Genomic DNA, 16,988 nt, shown 5'->3' with positions numbered 1-16,988 from the left:
TACAGCTTTAGTTTCTTGCCCGCTCATTATTCAGCTGTTTATCGCTAATGAGACATAATCCGTACCATTTTGGGACAGATCGCTGTTGTCGCCAACGCAATTTTCCGCCAGCTTGTATTTGCGGGGGCAGGCGATGAAGATACGGCGTTTCCGTTTTTAACTGCGGTTTGTTTGCCAAACTTCATCGCCTCATATTTCATAGCAATGTCTATTGCCGGTTGGTGTTGCGTTTATTGTTCTAAATTATTGCTAGTCAGTATTGCGTGGAATGCAGGAGTGCACGCAATCTAGCTCTTGCGCATCGGGCGGTGTCAGGCTTATCTGGCCGCCCGATGACGCAAAGGCAGATACAGCATGGATATTATCTGGCGCGGGATTTTGATTGGAATTGGCGCAACCGTCGTAATGGACTTGTGGGCGCTGATACTGGCCGCAATACCAGGGCAGAGGCGCCCAAATTGGGGGCTGGTCGGTCGCTGGTTCTGGCATCTCCGCCACGGGCAAATTTTCCACGATAATATTTCTGATGCCAAGCCCTATAAGCATGAAGTAGCACTTGGCTGGATTGGGCATTATGCGGTCGGTATTCTTTACGGTGTCATCTTTGCCATTTATGGTGGCGCGGAATGGTTTTCCGACCCGGTCTTTTTGCCGGTTTGGATTTTCGGTATACTGACAGTATCGGCAGGGTGGTTTTTGTTGCAACCCGGTTTGGGAATCGGTTGGGCGGCTTCAAAATTGCCGAATGCGCGTAATGTACGTTTGCTCAATCTTATTGCACATACGTTTTTTGCTCTTGGCATGTATGGCACGGCTTTGCTCTTACAAAGCCCATTTCAATCAGTTAGTTAGAAATAATCGCGCCCCTCTCGCAAATTGTCTTTTTTGAATCTGTTTCAAATATTTCCCGGCAAATGAGTGACTGGCGCGTGATGAAATCTCAGTCCACACTAAATCATGTCAACAAACTGGCATTCACGCGGCAGAACTGTGCTTTTGTCCGTGATGGGTGTATGGGGAACTTGTCCGACTGCAAATCTGCAGCGGCAACTAACATTATGGCAATCGCATAGGTTGCCTCAGCTCGGCTCTTGACGAAGCGCAACAAGTTGCGCGTCGTGAATTAACGCGAACTGAGGCGCCAATTGACGGGCGCTTGCCTTGGAGGGACGATGCTCGAAAAGCTGTTCAAATTACAGGAACACGGCACTACGGCGAGAACGGAAATCATTGCCGGCGTGACGACCTTCCTGACGATGTCTTACATCATCTTCGTAAACCCGGACATTCTGTCCACTACGGGTATGGATCGAAACGCTGTTTTCGTTGCCACCTGCCTTGCGGCAGCTCTCGGCTCGATCATCATGGCGCTCGTTGCGAACTGGCCTATCGGCATGGCGCCCGGCATGGGGCTCAATGCCTTCTTCGCCTTCACCGTAGTCGGGGCGATGGGCTTTTCCTGGCAGCAGGCGCTTGGTGCCGTTTTCATTTCCGGCATTATCTTCCTGATCTTGACGGTGACAGGCGTACGCCGCTGGTTGGTCGAAGGCATTCCGCATTCGCTGCGTAGCGCGATTGCCGCGGGTATCGGTATGTTCCTGGCCCTGATCGGTCTCAAAAGCGCTGGTGTTGTTGTTGGCAACCAGGCAACTTTGGTCGGTCTGGGGGATCTGACGAAAGCTGGCCCGCTGCTGGCGATTGCCGGTTTCTTCATCATTGCAGTGTTGGATGCCCTGAAAGTTCGCGGTGCGATCCTCATCGGTATTCTTGTCGTCACCGTTGCATCGATTGCTCTCGGTATCAGCCAGTTCGGCGGCGTTTTCTCGGCTCCTCCGAGCTTGGCGCCAACATTCCTTCAGCTTGATGTGATGGGCGCTCTGCATACCGGCATTTTGCACGTCATTCTGGTTTTCGTACTCGTTGAAGTTTTTGATGCCACTGGTACGCTGATTGGCGTGGCAAAGCGTGGTGGTCTGATCGAACCGGGTAAACCAAACCGTCTCGGACGCGCCCTTTTTGCCGATAGCACGGCAATCCTTGGTGGCTCGCTTCTCGGTACGTCTTCTACGACAGCTTATGTTGAAAGCGCGTCTGGCGTTCAGGCTGGCGGTCGCACAGGTCTGACGGCTCTGGTTGTTGCACTCCTGTTCCTTGCAGCCTTGTTCATTTCGCCGCTCGCCGGTTCGGTTCCGGCCTATGCTACGGCACCGGCTCTGATCTACGTCGCTTGCTTGATGATGCGTGAACTGACTGAGATCGAATGGCACGATGTAACGGAAGCCGCGCCTGCTGCACTGACGGCTTTGGCTATCCCGTTCACCTATTCGATCGCGAACGGTCTCGCCTTTGGCTTCATCAGCTATGTCGTGCTCAAGGCCTTCACCGGCAAGGCACGTGATGTGCATCTTGCTACCTGGTTGGTTGCTGCACTCTTCGTCATCCGCTTCGCATTCTTTGCGGAGTAACAATAGATGCGTCGGACCGAAACGGTCCGGCGCTTTTCTGCAACATCGGGAGGAATAGAACTGTGCAAACAGATGAACTGAAACTGCTTGAAAAACTGATCGACGTTATCGAGCAGGATGTCATTCCTCTGACCGAACGAGGCGTTGCGGAAGGCAACAAGGTTTTCGGCGCAGCTTTGTTGCGCAAATCAGATTTATCCCTTGTTCTTGCGGAAACCAACAACGAGACTGAAAACCCGCTCTGGCACGGTGAAGTGCACACTTTGAAGCGTTTCTACGAAATGCCGGAGAATGGACGTCCGGATACGAAAGACATGGTCTTTCTTTCCACTCATGAACCTTGCTCCATGTGCCTTTCGGCCATTACCTGGAGCGGTTTCGACAATTTTTACTACCTGTTCAGCCATGAGGATTCACGAGATGCTTTCTCGATCCCTCACGATTTGAAGATCCTCAAGGAAGTCTTCACGCTGGAGCCGGGTGGATATAACCGCGATAATGCCTTCTGGCACAGTCGTTCGATTCCGAAGATGGTTGCGTCGCTACCAGACGCTGACCGCCAGCGTCTCGGCAGAAGGCTCGATGCTATTTTCGCCAAATATGACGAATTGTCCGGTACTTATCAGGCGAGCAAAGATGGAAACGCTATTCCTCTCAATTGAGGAGAAATCGTTTCATGCGGTCATACGCCTGAAATAGGCACATGCCAAAGGGGATGCGCGATGTCGGATATTCGGCTCGCGCATTTTTCATGTCTGACAGGACGAGCATCATGACCTCTGACCATACAATATCAGCGATTGGCTTCTGCACCCCTACGGGTGACGGTAATTTCAGCACGCTTGAGGGCGCAATCCGCAACATTGTCGAACTCGGTTCGGAAGCTGTAGAACTGTCGCTATATGGCGAGGAAATAATCTCAGGCGGTCGTCTCATTCCGCATCGCGTGGATCGTCTCGTTGATATCACCAGACAGTTCGACATGCGCTACAGCGTTCACGGACAGATTGTTTCCAACTTCATGGATCGAGAGCATCTGGATTATCAAAAGGCGGTTGTTCGGGCGATGCTGGAACTCTGTGACCATGTCGGAGCGGAAGTTCTCGTTCATCACTCCGGCCATGCTCCGATGCCTGCACTTTCTCGTATTCCCGACCTCGACAAGATGGAACGGGACGCGCTCGCCGAAATGGCGGAGCTTGCGAAAACTTATGGCGTCCGGATCGCGCTGGAGAATATTTTCGCGATGAGCGATGCTGAATATCGCCAGACACCGGCTCAGGTTGCCGAAACAGTAGTTGCGGTCAATCATTCTTCCGTTTGCGGTCTGATCGATTTCAGCCATGCCTATATTGAATGCACACGTCTGGGGCTTGACTGGCGTTCGCAAGTTCGCGCTATGGCTCCGGTGACGGGGCATCTGCACGTTCACGACAGTTTTGGCCGTCCTTATACGATGACCAAGTTTTATCATCCTGCCGAGGCAACAGCACTCGGTATCGGCGATCTGCACCTGCCGATCGGCTGGGGTGATATTCCGTGGGAAGAAATTTTCGACGAACTGACTTTTTTGCCCGATACATTCCTGATCATGGAAATCGGAGAAGATCGTTTCAGTACCGAACAAGCCGACAGTCTCGCACGTGCTCGCAAGTTGGCTGAACGCGTCAACAACCGCCTGAAAGCAGCCTGAATGAAATGAAACAGGCCGCGCAAAGAGCGCGGCCTGTTTTTTTGGTTCAGGCTTTTACTATTTTCGGATTTCACCAAGCTGCTTTTGCACTGCGTCGATAATGTCATCGCCGATCTGGGACTTATATTTGGCATAGATCGGCTGGGACTTCTCAAGCATGCGAGCATGCTCTTCCGGTGACAGTGTGTTTACTTCCAGGCCCGCTTCCTTGATCTTCTCGAGCGACTTCTGGTTCAGTTCGCGAATGACTTTGCGTTCAACGTCGCGACCGACTACGGCACACTCACGCAAGGCGGCCTGTTCTTCCGGTGAGTACGTGTCGAAGATCGGCTTGGAATAAAGGAACAGAAACGGTGTATAGGCATGTTTCGTTTCCGTTACGTATTTCTGCACTTCGTAGAACTTGGACGTATCGATTGTGACGTAAGGGTTTTCCTGTGCATCGATAGCCTTTGTTTCCAGCGCCGAGAAAATTTCACCGAAAGCCATCGGAGTAGCGTTGGCACCAAAGTTCTGGAATGTGTCGAGGAAGATGTTGTTCTGCATCACGCGGACTTTCATGCCGCTGAAATCTTCCCACTTGTTGACCGGATGTTTTGAGTTTGAAAGATTTCGGAAGCCATTTTCCCAATAGGCCAGATTGACGAGGCCGACGGCAGCAAGCTTTTCGTCCATCATCTTGCCGAAGGGTCCATCGACGACGGCGTCTGCTTCTTTATCATTTGCGAAGAGAAATGGCAGATCGAAGACACCAAGTGCAGGAACGATGCCAACGAGCGGCGATGACGACGTGACGACGCCTTCCTGCACACCGGAACGCAGTGCCTGTGTGGCCTGCAAATCACCTCCGAGTGCACCGCCCCAGAACGCGGTTATCTTCATCTTGCCGCCGGACTTTTCAGCAAGACATTCATTCATTGCCTTGATGCCATTGCCGACGGGATGATCCTCGTTAATGCCGTTCGAAACGCGAATATTGCGATCCTGAAACTCTGCAAATGCAGGAACGGTTAGCGCTCCCGCCATAAGGGCGGTCGTTGCCAGCATAATCAGTTTTCTCATTGAACTCTCCTCCCAGAGTTGATGTTAAACCTAATGAAGCCAGTTCATGGGTACCAATACGAGGCTTGGAAACAGAACCAGCAGCAACAATACGATCACCTGCGAAATCAGGAACGGATTTACGCCTGCGACCACTTTTCCTAGCGGAACCTTTGAGACGCCGCTCACGACATTCAGCACGACGCCCACTGGGGGCGTGATAAGTCCGATACTATTGTTCATGATGAACAGGACACCGAAATAAGCCGGATCAATACCTGCTTGTTTGACAATCGGCATCAGGACGGGTGTCAGGATGAGAATTGTCGGCGTGAGATCCAATGCCGTTCCAACAATCAGCACCAGGATCATGATCGCAAACATCAACAGTTTTGGGCTGTCGATTAACGGTGCAATATAACCGCTGATTTCTGCCGGAATGTTTGCGGCCGTTATCAGCCATGACGAAACCAGCGCCGAAGCGACGAGAAACATGATGATGGATGTTGTCTTGGCTGCTCGCAGGAAGACGCCGTAAAGATCGACAAATCTCAGCTCGCGGTAGACGAACATACCGACAAAGAGGGCATAGGCTGCGGCTACCACGGCTGCTTCAGTCGGTGTCATGACGCCCATACGTATGCCACCTAGGATGATGATTGGCATGCCCAGCGCCCACAGTGCGCGTCCGGTTGCTTGCAGCCGATCTTTGCCGGATTGCTTGGGAAGCACTTTGAGATTGTCTTTTCTGACGACGATCTGCCACGTGAAGAGCAGGGCGATACCCATCATCAGACCCGGCACAATGCCAGCCATGAAAAGCTGCGTTATGGATACATTGGCGGCAACGCCGAATACGATCATAGCCATAGATGGCGGGATAACAGGTGCAATAATGCCACCGGCAGCCATAAGTCCGGCAGAGCGCGGGATATTATAACCCGCTTTCGCCATCATGGGGACGAGGATCGTTGCAAGCGCTGCAGTATCTGCAGCAGCTGAACCCGATACGCTGGCCATGATGATGGCCGCAAGAATGGCAACGACACCGAGACCACCTCGAATATGGCCAACGCAAGCTATGGCGAAATCAATGATGCGACGGGACAAGCCGCCCGAATTCATTAGTTCCCCAGCCAGAATGAAAAAAGGGATTGCCAGAAGGGTGAAGGAGTCAACACCAGCAATCATATTCTGTGCAATGATTTGTGTGTTGAACATCCCCATGTACAACATGAGAATGACACCGCAGAACATAAGCGAGAAGGCGATCGGAACACCAATGGCCATAGCGCTGAGGAGTGAGCCGACAAATACTACAAGCGTCATGTCGTTTACTCCATCAGATGATCGAGCGAATGTTCGCCCGCAAAGGTGGCAATTTCCTCATCGGTCAGACGACCGGTGACAGCGCGCAGGAAACGCTCGGCCGCGATGATGAACATTGCGCCGCCGGTGAATAGTCCGACGCCGTAAACCCAGATCATCGAGAGCCCGGTGACGGGTGCAACCATGCTGGCGTTGATGTCGAATTGTTTCCATGTGCCCCAGAAGAAAATTCCCGAACACAGTGCGACGATCAGATAGCTGATCGCCATGCAGGTAATGCGACCCTGCCGCCCGAAACGGGCAACGAGCGTCTCGATGCCCAAATGGCTGTTCTCGCGAAAAGTAAGAACGGCTCCGAGAAACGATACCCAGACGAAGAAATAACGCGCAAGTTCTTCCGATACGGTCAGTCCGGAATTTGCGGCGTAGCGCAAAATCACGTTGACAAAGACCATAATGGCCATGCCGGCGAGGAGGAAGACGAGAATTGCGCCAAGCATCTTGTAGAAGAAATCTATGGCTTTCGTCATATATCCGTCCTCAAATTTTATCGAGCAGATTGCGCGCTTGCAGGTTTCGGATCAGCGCCCTTATGCCGAATGTCCATTCGGGACATTTGTCGGTCCTGTCGACCCAATTGACGAGGCAACCGAGCTTGGGAGTTGATATCTCCACACGGTCGCCGACTTCATGTGTGAAACCTTGTCCGGCACCGCGACGGTCCTTGACAGGTGCGAACATCGTGCCGAGGAACAACACGGCGCCGTCTGGGTATTGATGATTGCGGTTCATCATCTGCGATGCAAGATTTTCAGGATCGCGACTAATCGCTTCCATCGGGCTTTCGCCGGTCATCTCGAAACCGTCAGCTCCGTGAACAGTCAGCGACAGCTTGAGCTTGCGCAACACATCCATAGTGAATTCGCCATCGAACAGGCGAATAAAGGGACCGATAGCGCAGGAAGCATTGTTATCCTTGGCTTTGCCGAGCAAAAGAGCCGAACGCCCTTCGACGTCCCTGAGATTGACGTCGTTGCCCAGAGTTGCTCCAACAATGCGTCCATCAGAAGCGACGACCAGAACCACTTCCGGTTCAGGATTGTTCCATTGTGAAATCGGTAGAATACCGACAGTTGCGCCGCATCCAACGGCGGACATCGGCTGGGACTTGGTGAAAATCTCTGCATCAGGGCCAATACCCACTTCCAGATATTGTGACCAGAGCCCCATTTCTTGAAGGAGCGCTTTAACCTCCGCCGCCTTTTCGGAACCAGCAGCGACGCCTCTCAAATTGTCGCCAATGACAGGGGCCAGACGTTCGCGAATTTCACGGGCGCGGGAGGGGTCGCCTTTTGCCTGTTCTTCAATCACGCGTTCAAGCATGCTGTCAGCAAAGGTGACACCGGCTGCTTTGATCGATTGCAGATCTATGGGAGCAAGCAGCTCTCCGCGATCACCGGAAAGAAAATCGTCCAGAGAGCCGAGATTGGTGAAGTTTTCTGTGCCATCTAACTCGCGTAACAGTGAGCTGTGCTCCAGAAGACCCGAAACTGTAGCGGACAAACTGGATATATCGTGCACATGACCGTCTTTCACCAGTACTGGACAAGGGCCGTTTTCGGCCTTCGACCATACGCGACCGATCAAGATCGCAGAATGGCTGTCCTCGGGCAAAATCGCCGTTGCTTTCACTTCACGCTTGTCTTGCACAGATATCCTCCCATTTCATGACCTTTCCCATAGGTCATATGTTGTCAGGATGTCTGACAACAAGAGCGTTATTGTTATTAGCAGTCTGGGGCTGTGTCCAGACTTTAGGCCGAGCTAACATCAAAAATTAGATCGATCTGTTTTTCTTCGGCTGACGGTATAGGCCTTGTCCATTTCTGGATGAAGTTCCATGCCAAGTCCTGCGCCGGGTGGAACCGTGATCATCCCGTTCTTCACTTCGGGCAGGGCCGTGACCAGATCGCGATACCAGGTCTTGTAGAATGCGCGGACGCTTTCCTGAATGAGGGCATTCGGTGCATTCAGTGACAGGTGCGTTGAGGCACACAGGACGACTGGTCCGGTACAATCATGAGGGGCGACCGGCAGATGCCAGGCCTCCGCCATGGCGGCAATTTTGCGGGCTTCCGAGAGACCACCACACCAGCTCAAATCGAGCATGACGACGCCAGCTACACCCGTTTCGAGAAGATCACGGAACGCCCAACGACTCCCCAGTGTTTCAGAGGCACAGATCGGCGCTATGCTTGCTTCCGCATAGCGCTTGAGACTGCCAAGACTATCCATCTTGATCGGGTCTTCGTGCCAGAAGGTCTTGAAAGGCGCGAGTTCATGGGCGATCTGCATGGCGGGTAAGAGCTGCCACATTGAATGAAATTCAACCATGATATCCATGCGGTCACCGACGGCTGCACGGATTTTCTCGAAAGGCTGTAATGCCGCCTTTAGATCAGGCTGAGAGATATACTGCCCGCGTGTCTTTTCTGCCGCCATGTCGAATGGCCAGATTTTCATCGCCGTTATGCCCTCGTCCAGCAACGAGAGCGCAAGCTCGTCTGCGCGGTGCAGGAAGCCATTAAGATCGTCATAATTAGCGCCAGCACCCGCCAGACCATAATTGGCGGATTGCTGGCCGGTAGCCTTCTTGATGTATTCAGTTCCGGCGCAGGTATTATAGGTTCGGATGGACTGACGGCTGAAGCCGCCGAGAAGTTGAGCAATCGGGAGGTTGGTAGCTTTGCCGTATAGATCCCACAGGGCAATATCGAAAGCGGAGTTGCCGCGCACTTCCGCGCCGGTTGAACGGAAACCGAGATAGCCCACAAGGTCAGATGCCAGCAGATCGATCTGCAAAGGATCGCGACCGACAACGCGCGGCGCAACATATTCGTGGAGATAGGCCTCGACGGTCTCGGACATGAAAAAGGTCTCACCGAGTCCGGTAATTCCTTCGTCCGTATGAACTTCCACCCACAACAGGTTTGGCCGTTCGGCGATACGGATGGTTTCGATTGCGGTGATCTTCATTGCACCTCCCAATGCAGCCCGATTGCCTGCAAACTAGCTTTTCTGACCTTCATTGAGCTTTTCAAGATGAAGGAGCAGGGCGCTGTGATCTTTCTCACCACCGCCTTCGTCCACGAAAGCTGCAAAGGCTTCGCGTACGGTCTCCGTCAATGGCAAGCTCAACGATAGGTCGCCCGCAGTCTTGAGGATCGAATTGAGATCTTTGAGCTGGATGCGCGATGTGCCGCCCGGCTCAAAATTTCGGTCAATCATCCGTTTGCCGTGCAGTTCGAGAATGCGGCTTTCACAGAAACCACCGCGGATGGCGTCGCGGAATGCTGCCCGCGACCCACCGCCTTTTTCAACCAGAACCATTGCTTCAGCGATTGCTCCGATAGTTACGGCGACAATCTGCTGATTGGCAAGTTTTGCGAGCTGACCGGCACCTGACGGGCCGACGCGGGTGAGGCGTCCCATTGGTTTGAACACATCGGCAAGGCCTGCGATGATCGCTTCATCTCCTCCGGCCATGATGGCAAGCGTGCCTTCCTGGGCACCCACTACGCCACCGGAGACCGGGGCATCGATGTGATTGATGTCAATTGCCTTTAGATGCTTGGTATGTTCGCGTGCGAAGTCTGGTGAAATTGAACTCATGTCAATGACTGCACTGCCTTTTTTCAAGGCTGCTGCGGCTCCTTGATCGAAAAGGACGTCGCGTACTGCCGGGCCATCGGTCAACATCGTGATGACTAAATCCGCTGTCTCTGCTGCCTCGGCGGCAGACTGAGCAAGTTTGGCACCTTTTTCAGCAAGAGGGGCAGCCTTGGCGCTGTTCCGGTTCCAGACGGTTACATCAAAGCCTGCATCCAGAAGCCGACTGGCCATTGGTGCGCCCATCAGGCCGGTTCCAAGAAAAGCGATCTTGCGTGTCAACGTTGGCCTCCCATTTCATCTTCGATGTGAACGCGAATGATCTCATCAAAGGATGTTTCTGCGGTGAAGCCAAGAGCCTGGGCGCGTTTTGCTTCAAAACCGGGAGCCCAGCCTGCAACCATACGCATGATCATTTCATCTGGCTCGTGGCGGATCAGACCTACCGCCTTTTCCCCCGCAACGCGACGTAATGCTTCAATCTGCTCGCCTACAGTCGCACTGAGACCCGGCATGGAAAGATTGCGACGTGCTCCAACTGCTTCCGTATCGATGGTGGCTCCATGGATTAGAAAGCCGACGGCTGAGCGCGGCGAAGCATGCCAATGCCGGACATCTTCAGGAACAGGCAAGATTGCTTCTTGCCCGGAGAGTGGCTCACGCAGGATATTGGAGAAAAAGCCGGATGCAGCCTTGTTCGGTTTGCCGGGGCGTATGCAGATAGTTGGCAGGCGAATGCCGATGCCGTCGAAGAAACCGCGCCGGGTGTAGTCTGACAACAGAAGTTCACTGATAGCCTTCTGCGTGCCGTAGCTCGTCAACGGGGTCGTGTGAAATTCATCAGGGATCGGGTAGGGGAGCGGAGCACCAAAAACGGCAATAGACGATGTGAAAACCACGCGAGGCTTATAGCCGTCAGCAATGTGTGCAAGCCTGATCGCATCGAACAGATGGCGGGTGCCATCCAGATTGATTCGATACCCCTTGTCGAAATCCAGTTCTGCTTCACCGGACACGATTGCCGCGAGGTGGAAGATGATGTCAGGGCGTCCTGACACGATCTTCAGAGCGGTTTCCATGGTAGATATATCTGCTGCCAGAGTATCGACCGATCCTGCAAAGCCTTTCGGAGGTTCCGCTGCAACGATATCGATAAGTGTCAGTTTTTCAACTGGAGTTTCCCCGAGATGGCCGTCGTTTGAAAGGCGCTGCGTTAGTTTGCGCCCGACCATGCCGGCAGCGCCGATGATTGCAATATGCATCTGGAAGGCTCCTCCTTGCCTCGCAGCCGACCCTACTCGAAAACGTGGCGTCGGCTACCATTACGACACTTCTCCAGTCTCCCACCAGATTTGTGTTGTAGGGTTGTCTGATAACCTTATATGTAGGCGTTGAAAACAGTTTTCTCCGTCTTGCCACAGGAATGAAACGGAAAAGCCTGCCGCATCTTAAAAACTGTCGTACATCCGCGACAGCGCATTGCATATCGGTAAAGCCAAGAGGATATCATGTACGGTTCGGGGGACATGACTGGAAACAAGCAGGCTGATCTCGTTGCTCTTTTGGGCGACGATCTGGTTATGACCGGGAAAAACGACATGCTTGGCTATTGTCGCGACTGGCCGGGAGATGTGGAGAATACGGCAGTTGCTGTGATCCGACCACGCTCGACAGCGGACGTTTCTGCTGCGGTTAAAGCCTGCGCCTCACTGGGATTGTCTATCATTCCGCAAGGCGGAAATACCGGTCTGGTGCAGGGAGGCGTGCCGGATGGGCGCGACAATCTCGTCATTCTAAGTCTTGAGCGAATGAATCACATTCGGAAGATTGATCCGGATGATTTTTCGGCGGTTGTGGATGCCGGTTGCATTCTCTCCGAACTGAAAGACAAACTGGCAGCCGAAGGGATGTTTTTTCCATTAGCACTTGGTGCACAGGGAAGCTGTCGCATCGGGGGAAATGTCAGCACCAATGCCGGAGGCATCAACGTGTTGCGTTATGGCATGACCCGTGAGCTGGTTCTGGGGCTGGAGGTTGTGCTGCCAGACGGTACGATATTCAATGGTCTTTCGACGCTGAGGAAAGACAATCGTGGGATTGATCTGAAACAGCTATTTATCGGGGCAGAAGGCATTTTGGGAGTGGTGACCGGTGTGGCAATCAAACTTATGCCCTTGCCGGACAAGGTGGAAACTGCCCTGCTGGGGCTCAATTCGCTGGATGACGCGATTGCCCTTTATCGGCGCGCGCGTGTGCAGTGCTGTGATTTGATGTCCGCTTTTGAATTCATGCCGCCAGTGGCTTTTACCTTGGCGCTAGAGGCGATGCCAGAACTTGCCATGCCACTAGGACAATACCCGGCCTATGTCTTGATGGAGGTCTCGGGTTCAGGCCTGGTCGACATACTATCCTTGATGGAACAGTTTCTCGCGGGCGCGATGGAAGATGGCCTCGTTCTTGACGGGACAATCGCGTCCTCTCGTGCGCAAGGTCAAAATCTCTGGACATTTCGTGAAGCTATGAACGAAGGACAGGCGCTGCGTGGCAAGCACCTGCGTACCGATATCTCGGTCCCTCTTTCAAAGCTGGCATCATTCGTCGGAGAAGCAGAAAGGGAACTGGCTAAGGTCCTTCCAGATTGTCTCGCCGTTTCTTATGGGCATGTCGGCGACGGCAATGTGCATCTCAATGTCATTCCAGAAAGCAATCTCGATGTTGCGGCGAAAGACAAGAAGATCAAACTTGCCAAGGAAACGATCAATGCTGTTCTGGATCGTTACGCAGGCAGCATCAGTGCAGAGCACGGCATTGGTCGCCTCAAAAGGGAAGATTTCGAGAAGTGCATTGACCCTGCACGACGAAAACTGCTTGAAGGTATCAAGCAAGTCATCGATCCGGACAATATCATGAATCCGGGCTGCCAGCTTTCTCTTGACTCTTCAAAAGGCTGACGACACACCACTTGCACGGGCAATCAGGGAGACTTCATCAATTTGTTTGGCGAAATCAGGCGTAATGAGCAGCTTCCGGGGCGTATTGCTTCGGAAATTACGCGGCAGATCAGTGAAGGTAGTCTTCTGCCGGGACAAAAGTTGCCGACAGAACATAATCTTGCACAAAGCTTCGGTGTCAGCCGGTCGGTTGTACGTGAAGCGATTGCCCAGTTGCGTAACGAGGGCCTGGTTGAAACCCGACAGGGTGTAGGTGCGTTTGTAACGGAACCCGACAGGCGACATGCTCTCCGCATAGAACCTGAAACACTTGCCAATCGTGACAGTTTCCGCAGCCTGTTCCAGTTGCGAATGGCGTTGGAGATAGAAGCGGCGGGGCTAGCTGCGGTGCATCATGATGAACATGATATGATGCAACTGAATGAAGCGCTCGCAGAGATGAGCGGTTCGAAAAAATGGACGGATACCGGTATTGCCGCTGATCTGACATTTCACCGTGCGCTCGCTTCCGCAACACATAACGAATATTTTCCGCTGGTTCTGGGTTTTATTGCCGAACGCATCAATCAGGCGATCAATGCGGCGCGTGCGCGGGCGGTACTAGAGCAGATTGTCGAGATTACAATCAATGAACACACCGCAATCAGGGATGCGATTCGCTCACGTGATCCGTTGCGAGCGCGCGAAGTGATGCGCCAACACATTGTGCAGGCGGCAAGCCGCGTCGGTCTCAAACTGGAAACTTTCTGATGGCTCCTTCTTTCGAACTATTCAGTCTGGAAGGGCGCATAGCCCTGATTACCGGCTCAAGCCAGGGCATCGGCTTTGCATTGGCTCGTGGGCTTGCAGAACATGGAGCAACGGTAATCATCAATGGCCGTGATCAGAACAAAGTGGATAAGGCCGTTACGCTACTGGAAAACGAGGGCCATACGGTCTTTGCGTCCGTTTTTGATGTGACGGTTGCTGAAGAAGTTCGTGCAGCTATTGATGCGATTGAAGAGGAAATCGGTGCGCTCGATATTCTGGTCAATAATGCCGGGATGCAATATCGCGCGCCGCTTGAAGATTTTCCGATCGAGAAGTGGCAGCAGCTTCTGGAAACCAACATTTCCAGCGCATTTTATGCTGGGCAGGCAGCTGCGCGCCATATGATCCCACGAGGACACGGCAAGATAATCAACATTGCTTCGGTTCAAAGTGAACTGGCACGACCTTCAATTGCACCTTATACGGCAACAAAGGGAGCGATCCGTAACCTGACGCGCGGCATGGCCACCGATTGGGCCCGACATGGCTTGCAGATCAATGCAATTGCTCCCGGCTATTTCAAGACGCCGCTGAATCAGGCATTGGTTGATAACCCCGAATTTACGGCATGGCTGGAGAAAAGGACGCCGGCGGGCCGTTGGGGTGACGTGGAAGAGTTGGTCGGCGCTGCAGTATTCCTGAGCAGCGATGCGTCCTCTTTCGTCAATGGGCAGGTTTTGCACGTCGATGGCGGCATGACCGCGAGTGTATGAGGAATTGATGCTGCGTATTATCGTTATGGGTGTTTCGGGTTCCGGAAAATCAACCGTAGGCGAGAAGATTGCCGATGAACTGGCGCTCCCGTTTCTTGAGGGCGACTCTCTTCATCCGAAGTCCAATGTCGATAAGATGTCAGCGGGCATCCCCTTGCAGGATGAGGATCGTTGGCCCTGGCTCGACAAAATCGGTGAACGTCTCGCTGCTTCGACCGACGGAATCGTTGTTTCCTGTTCCGCACTGAAGAAGAGCTATCGTGATCGTCTCCGCGCTGCTGCTGGTACACCGGTGCTGTTTGTCTTTCTGGATGGCAGTTTTGAAGTGTTGCACGAACATATGGGGCATCGCACAGGCCATTTTATGCCGGTAACGATGCTGGAAAGCCAGATCGCTACACTAGAAAGCCCTGTTGGAGAACCGCTGGTCTTCCGTGCAGATATCGCCGAGACCGTGGAAAAAATTGTTTCCGACAGTCTCGAATGGATACGCTCAGTTCAGTTCTAGGACTATTTCAGGGGCCAGAAGAACATCAGTGTTGGGACTGTTACAATCGCTATAATGATTGATAGCGGTAATCCCAGACGTGGATAATCGCTGAATTTATAACCACCTGGCCCCATGACCAGCGTATTGCATTGATGACCGATTGGCGTGAGGAAGTCACACCCTGCGCCGATCGCAACCGCCATCAAAAAGGCCTCCGGCTTGAAACCAAGTCCGGAAGCAAAACTTGTGGCGATGGGAGCCATGACGAGCACCGTCGCAGCATTGTTGAGAAATGGTGTCACCATCATCGCAGCTACAAGAATGAGCGCCAACGCACCTGCTGGCGGTAACTGATGGCCGATTGTGGCGAGCCCTTCTGCGATGAGGTCCGTGCCGCCGGTTGTTCGCAGCGCATCCGAAACCGGGATGAGTGCCGCAAGCATCACCAGAATTGGACCGTCGATTTCGTCATAGACCTCGTTGAGAGGTATCACCTTGAACAGCAGCATGGCGACAGCGGCGGCAAAGAACGCCACCGCCACTGGTACAAGGCTTAACGCGGTTGCCCCGATGGCAGCGATCAGAATGGCGAGCGGGATCAATCCGCGCCGAACGCTGCCAAGCATAAGCTTGCGGCGGGCAAGCGGCAGCAATTCGAACTCCGGCAGGAAGGTGGACAGATTTGCTTGTCTGCCTTGCAGTACGACCACGTCACCGAAACGGAGAATGACCTCACTGAGCCGCTCAGTAATACGTTCGCCTGGCCGGCTGACCGCCAGGAGGTTCAGATCGTATCGCGCAAAAAGGGCAAGTCTCTGGGCAGTTAGGCCGATTAGGCGCGAGTTCTTGCCGATAACAGCTTCCACAACCTCTATGTCGGTGGAACCGCTTGTCTCGGACGGATTGCGGTTCTCGGACAGGGTAAGCTTTCCGGCACTTATGACAGCATCGAGTGCTTTTGGATCACCTTCAAGAAGGACAACATCGCCTTCGTTCAGGATCGTATCTGGAAGTGGCGTCAATCGTTGGTCGTTGCGTATGATGGAAGTCACCATCGCTTCACCTTCAGCTGCCTTGATGAGATCGGTCACGCGCTTGCCGGTCATCGTCGAGTTCTTGGTGATACGCGCTTCGGAAGCATAATTCTTGATCTTGATTGCCTCATCCAGCGATACGTTTTCGCGAGTGCGCTGGGGAACGAGCCAGTAGAAGAGTACCAGATAGACGAGTCCTACGACTGATAGTACAGCGCCGACAGGCGTAAAATCGAACATTGTGAAGGGCTCACCAACCATTTCGCCGCGAATGCGAGAAACAACGATGTTGGGTGAAGTGCCCACCTGGGTCATCAAACCACCGAGCAACGCGCCGAAGGCCATAGGCATGAGAAAGGTCGATGGAGAAACATTGGAACGACGTGCGAATTGGAAAGCAACCGGTATCATGATTGCCAGTGCGCCGACGTTTTTAACAAAAGCTGAGAGAACAGTGACGACTGCCACCAGCACGGCAAGTTGGAGTCGCACACTGTTCATTTCTGGCAGAAAACGCTGCACCGCCGCCTGCATAAGGCCGGAACGTGCGACACCCGCACTGACCACCAACGCACTGCCAACGATGATAACGATGTCGTCGCTGAAACCCGAAAATGCGTGATCGAAGGGTACAACCCCAACTGCTATTGCCAGGAGAAGTGCACAAAGTGCGACCACATCATAACGGAACTTGCCCCAGATAAACGCTCCCATCATGAGTATGATTACTGCGAAGGAGAGTATCTGCTGATGCGTCATCTATCGGGATTTCCTCACAGGCGGAAAAATATTC

General features: G+C 53.1%; 16 protein-coding genes. 8 read left to right on the top strand and 8 right to left on the bottom strand.

The genetic code is table 11. The annotated features are described in order from the left end of the window. The first annotated feature begins 354 nt into the window (after nt 1-354). The 4 genes from OANT_RS19480 to OANT_RS19465 all read left to right on the top strand — a co-directional run bounded on the left by OANT_RS19480 (nt 355) and on the right by OANT_RS19465 (nt 4,158). Complete coding sequence (locus OANT_RS19480) at nt 355-852, top strand: DUF2938 domain-containing protein (RefSeq protein ID WP_012093138.1); 498 nt, start codon at nt 355-357, stop codon at nt 850-852. A 320-nt stretch (nt 853-1,172) separates the two neighbouring features. Then, the gene (locus OANT_RS19475) at nt 1,173-2,465 is read left to right on the top strand and encodes an NCS2 family permease (RefSeq protein WP_010658955.1); all 1,293 of its coding nucleotides are present in this window, start codon (nt 1,173-1,175) and stop codon (nt 2,463-2,465) included. Nucleotides 2,466-2,527: 62 nt separating this feature from the next. Further along, nucleotides 2,528-3,127, top strand: coding sequence for a nucleoside deaminase (locus OANT_RS19470; RefSeq protein ID WP_012093137.1), 600 nt, complete (start codon nt 2,528-2,530; stop codon nt 3,125-3,127). A 110-nt stretch (nt 3,128-3,237) separates the two neighbouring features. Next, entirely contained in the window at nt 3,238-4,158 is a 921-nt protein-coding gene (locus OANT_RS19465; RefSeq protein ID WP_012093136.1) for a sugar phosphate isomerase/epimerase family protein, read from the top strand. Nucleotides 4,159-4,215: 57 nt separating this feature from the next. Here OANT_RS19465 and OANT_RS19460 read toward each other — a convergent pair whose 3' ends face one another. The 7 genes from OANT_RS19460 to denD all read right to left on the bottom strand — a co-directional run bounded on the left by OANT_RS19460 (nt 4,216) and on the right by denD (nt 11,459). After that, the gene (locus OANT_RS19460) at nt 4,216-5,220 is read right to left on the bottom strand and encodes a TRAP transporter substrate-binding protein (protein ID WP_012093135.1); all 1,005 of its coding nucleotides are present in this window, start codon (nt 5,218-5,220) and stop codon (nt 4,216-4,218) included. Between the two features lie 30 nt (nt 5,221-5,250). Further along, entirely contained in the window at nt 5,251-6,528 is a 1,278-nt protein-coding gene (locus OANT_RS19455; protein WP_012093134.1) for a TRAP transporter large permease, read from the bottom strand. A 5-nt stretch (nt 6,529-6,533) separates the two neighbouring features. Continuing rightward, a complete protein-coding gene (locus OANT_RS19450) occupies nt 6,534-7,058 on the bottom strand; it encodes a TRAP transporter small permease (RefSeq protein ID WP_010658950.1) in 525 nt (174 codons plus the stop codon). 10 nt (nt 7,059-7,068) lie between these two features. Beyond that, on the bottom strand, nt 7,069-8,238 hold the full coding sequence (locus OANT_RS19445; RefSeq protein WP_012093133.1) for a fumarylacetoacetate hydrolase family protein: 1,170 nt from the start codon (nt 8,236-8,238) through the stop codon (nt 7,069-7,071). Nucleotides 8,239-8,358: 120 nt separating this feature from the next. Further along, entirely contained in the window at nt 8,359-9,564 is a 1,206-nt protein-coding gene (locus tag OANT_RS19440; protein WP_012093132.1) for a mandelate racemase/muconate lactonizing enzyme family protein, read from the bottom strand. Nucleotides 9,565-9,597: 33 nt separating this feature from the next. Continuing rightward, a complete protein-coding gene (locus OANT_RS19435) occupies nt 9,598-10,443 on the bottom strand; it encodes an NAD(P)-dependent oxidoreductase (RefSeq protein WP_049768456.1) in 846 nt (281 codons plus the stop codon). A 32-nt stretch (nt 10,444-10,475) separates the two neighbouring features. Next, a complete protein-coding gene (denD, locus tag OANT_RS19430; RefSeq protein ID WP_012093130.1) occupies nt 10,476-11,459 on the bottom strand; it encodes a D-erythronate dehydrogenase in 984 nt (327 codons plus the stop codon). Nucleotides 11,460-11,705: 246 nt separating this feature from the next. Here denD and OANT_RS19425 point away from each other — a divergent pair, with 246 nt between their 5' ends. Genes OANT_RS19425 through OANT_RS19410 form a run of 4 tightly spaced genes read left to right on the top strand, consistent with a single transcriptional unit; the run spans nt 11,706 to nt 15,179 of the window. Beyond that, nucleotides 11,706-13,148: an FAD-binding oxidoreductase gene (locus OANT_RS19425; protein WP_012093129.1), complete on the top strand. Its 1,443-nt coding sequence runs from the start codon at nt 11,706-11,708 to the stop codon at nt 13,146-13,148. 42 nt (nt 13,149-13,190) lie between these two features. After that, the gene (locus tag OANT_RS19420; protein ID WP_012093128.1) at nt 13,191-13,898 is read left to right on the top strand and encodes a FadR/GntR family transcriptional regulator; all 708 of its coding nucleotides are present in this window, start codon (nt 13,191-13,193) and stop codon (nt 13,896-13,898) included. Continuing rightward, nucleotides 13,898-14,671, top strand: a complete 774-nt coding sequence (locus OANT_RS19415; RefSeq protein ID WP_012093127.1) for an SDR family oxidoreductase — start codon at nt 13,898-13,900, stop codon at nt 14,669-14,671. The genes OANT_RS19420 and OANT_RS19415 overlap by 1 nt, the downstream gene beginning before the upstream one ends. A 7-nt stretch (nt 14,672-14,678) precedes the next feature. Further along, on the top strand, nt 14,679-15,179 hold the full coding sequence (locus OANT_RS19410) for a gluconokinase (RefSeq protein WP_012093126.1): 501 nt from the start codon (nt 14,679-14,681) through the stop codon (nt 15,177-15,179). A 2-nt stretch (nt 15,180-15,181) separates the two neighbouring features. Here OANT_RS19410 and OANT_RS19405 read toward each other — a convergent pair whose 3' ends face one another. Next, nucleotides 15,182-16,954, bottom strand: a complete 1,773-nt coding sequence (locus OANT_RS19405; RefSeq protein WP_012093125.1) for an SLC13 family permease — start codon at nt 16,952-16,954, stop codon at nt 15,182-15,184. Between the last annotated feature and the right edge of the window lie 34 nt (nt 16,955-16,988).

This window comes from Brucella anthropi ATCC 49188 (genome assembly GCF_000017405.1).
In the GTDB taxonomy this organism is placed as follows: Bacteria; Pseudomonadota; Alphaproteobacteria; order Rhizobiales; family Rhizobiaceae; genus Brucella; species Brucella anthropi.
The sequence above is the reverse complement of the archived record's forward strand: the minus strand, read 5'-3'. Positions and strand labels throughout refer to the sequence as shown.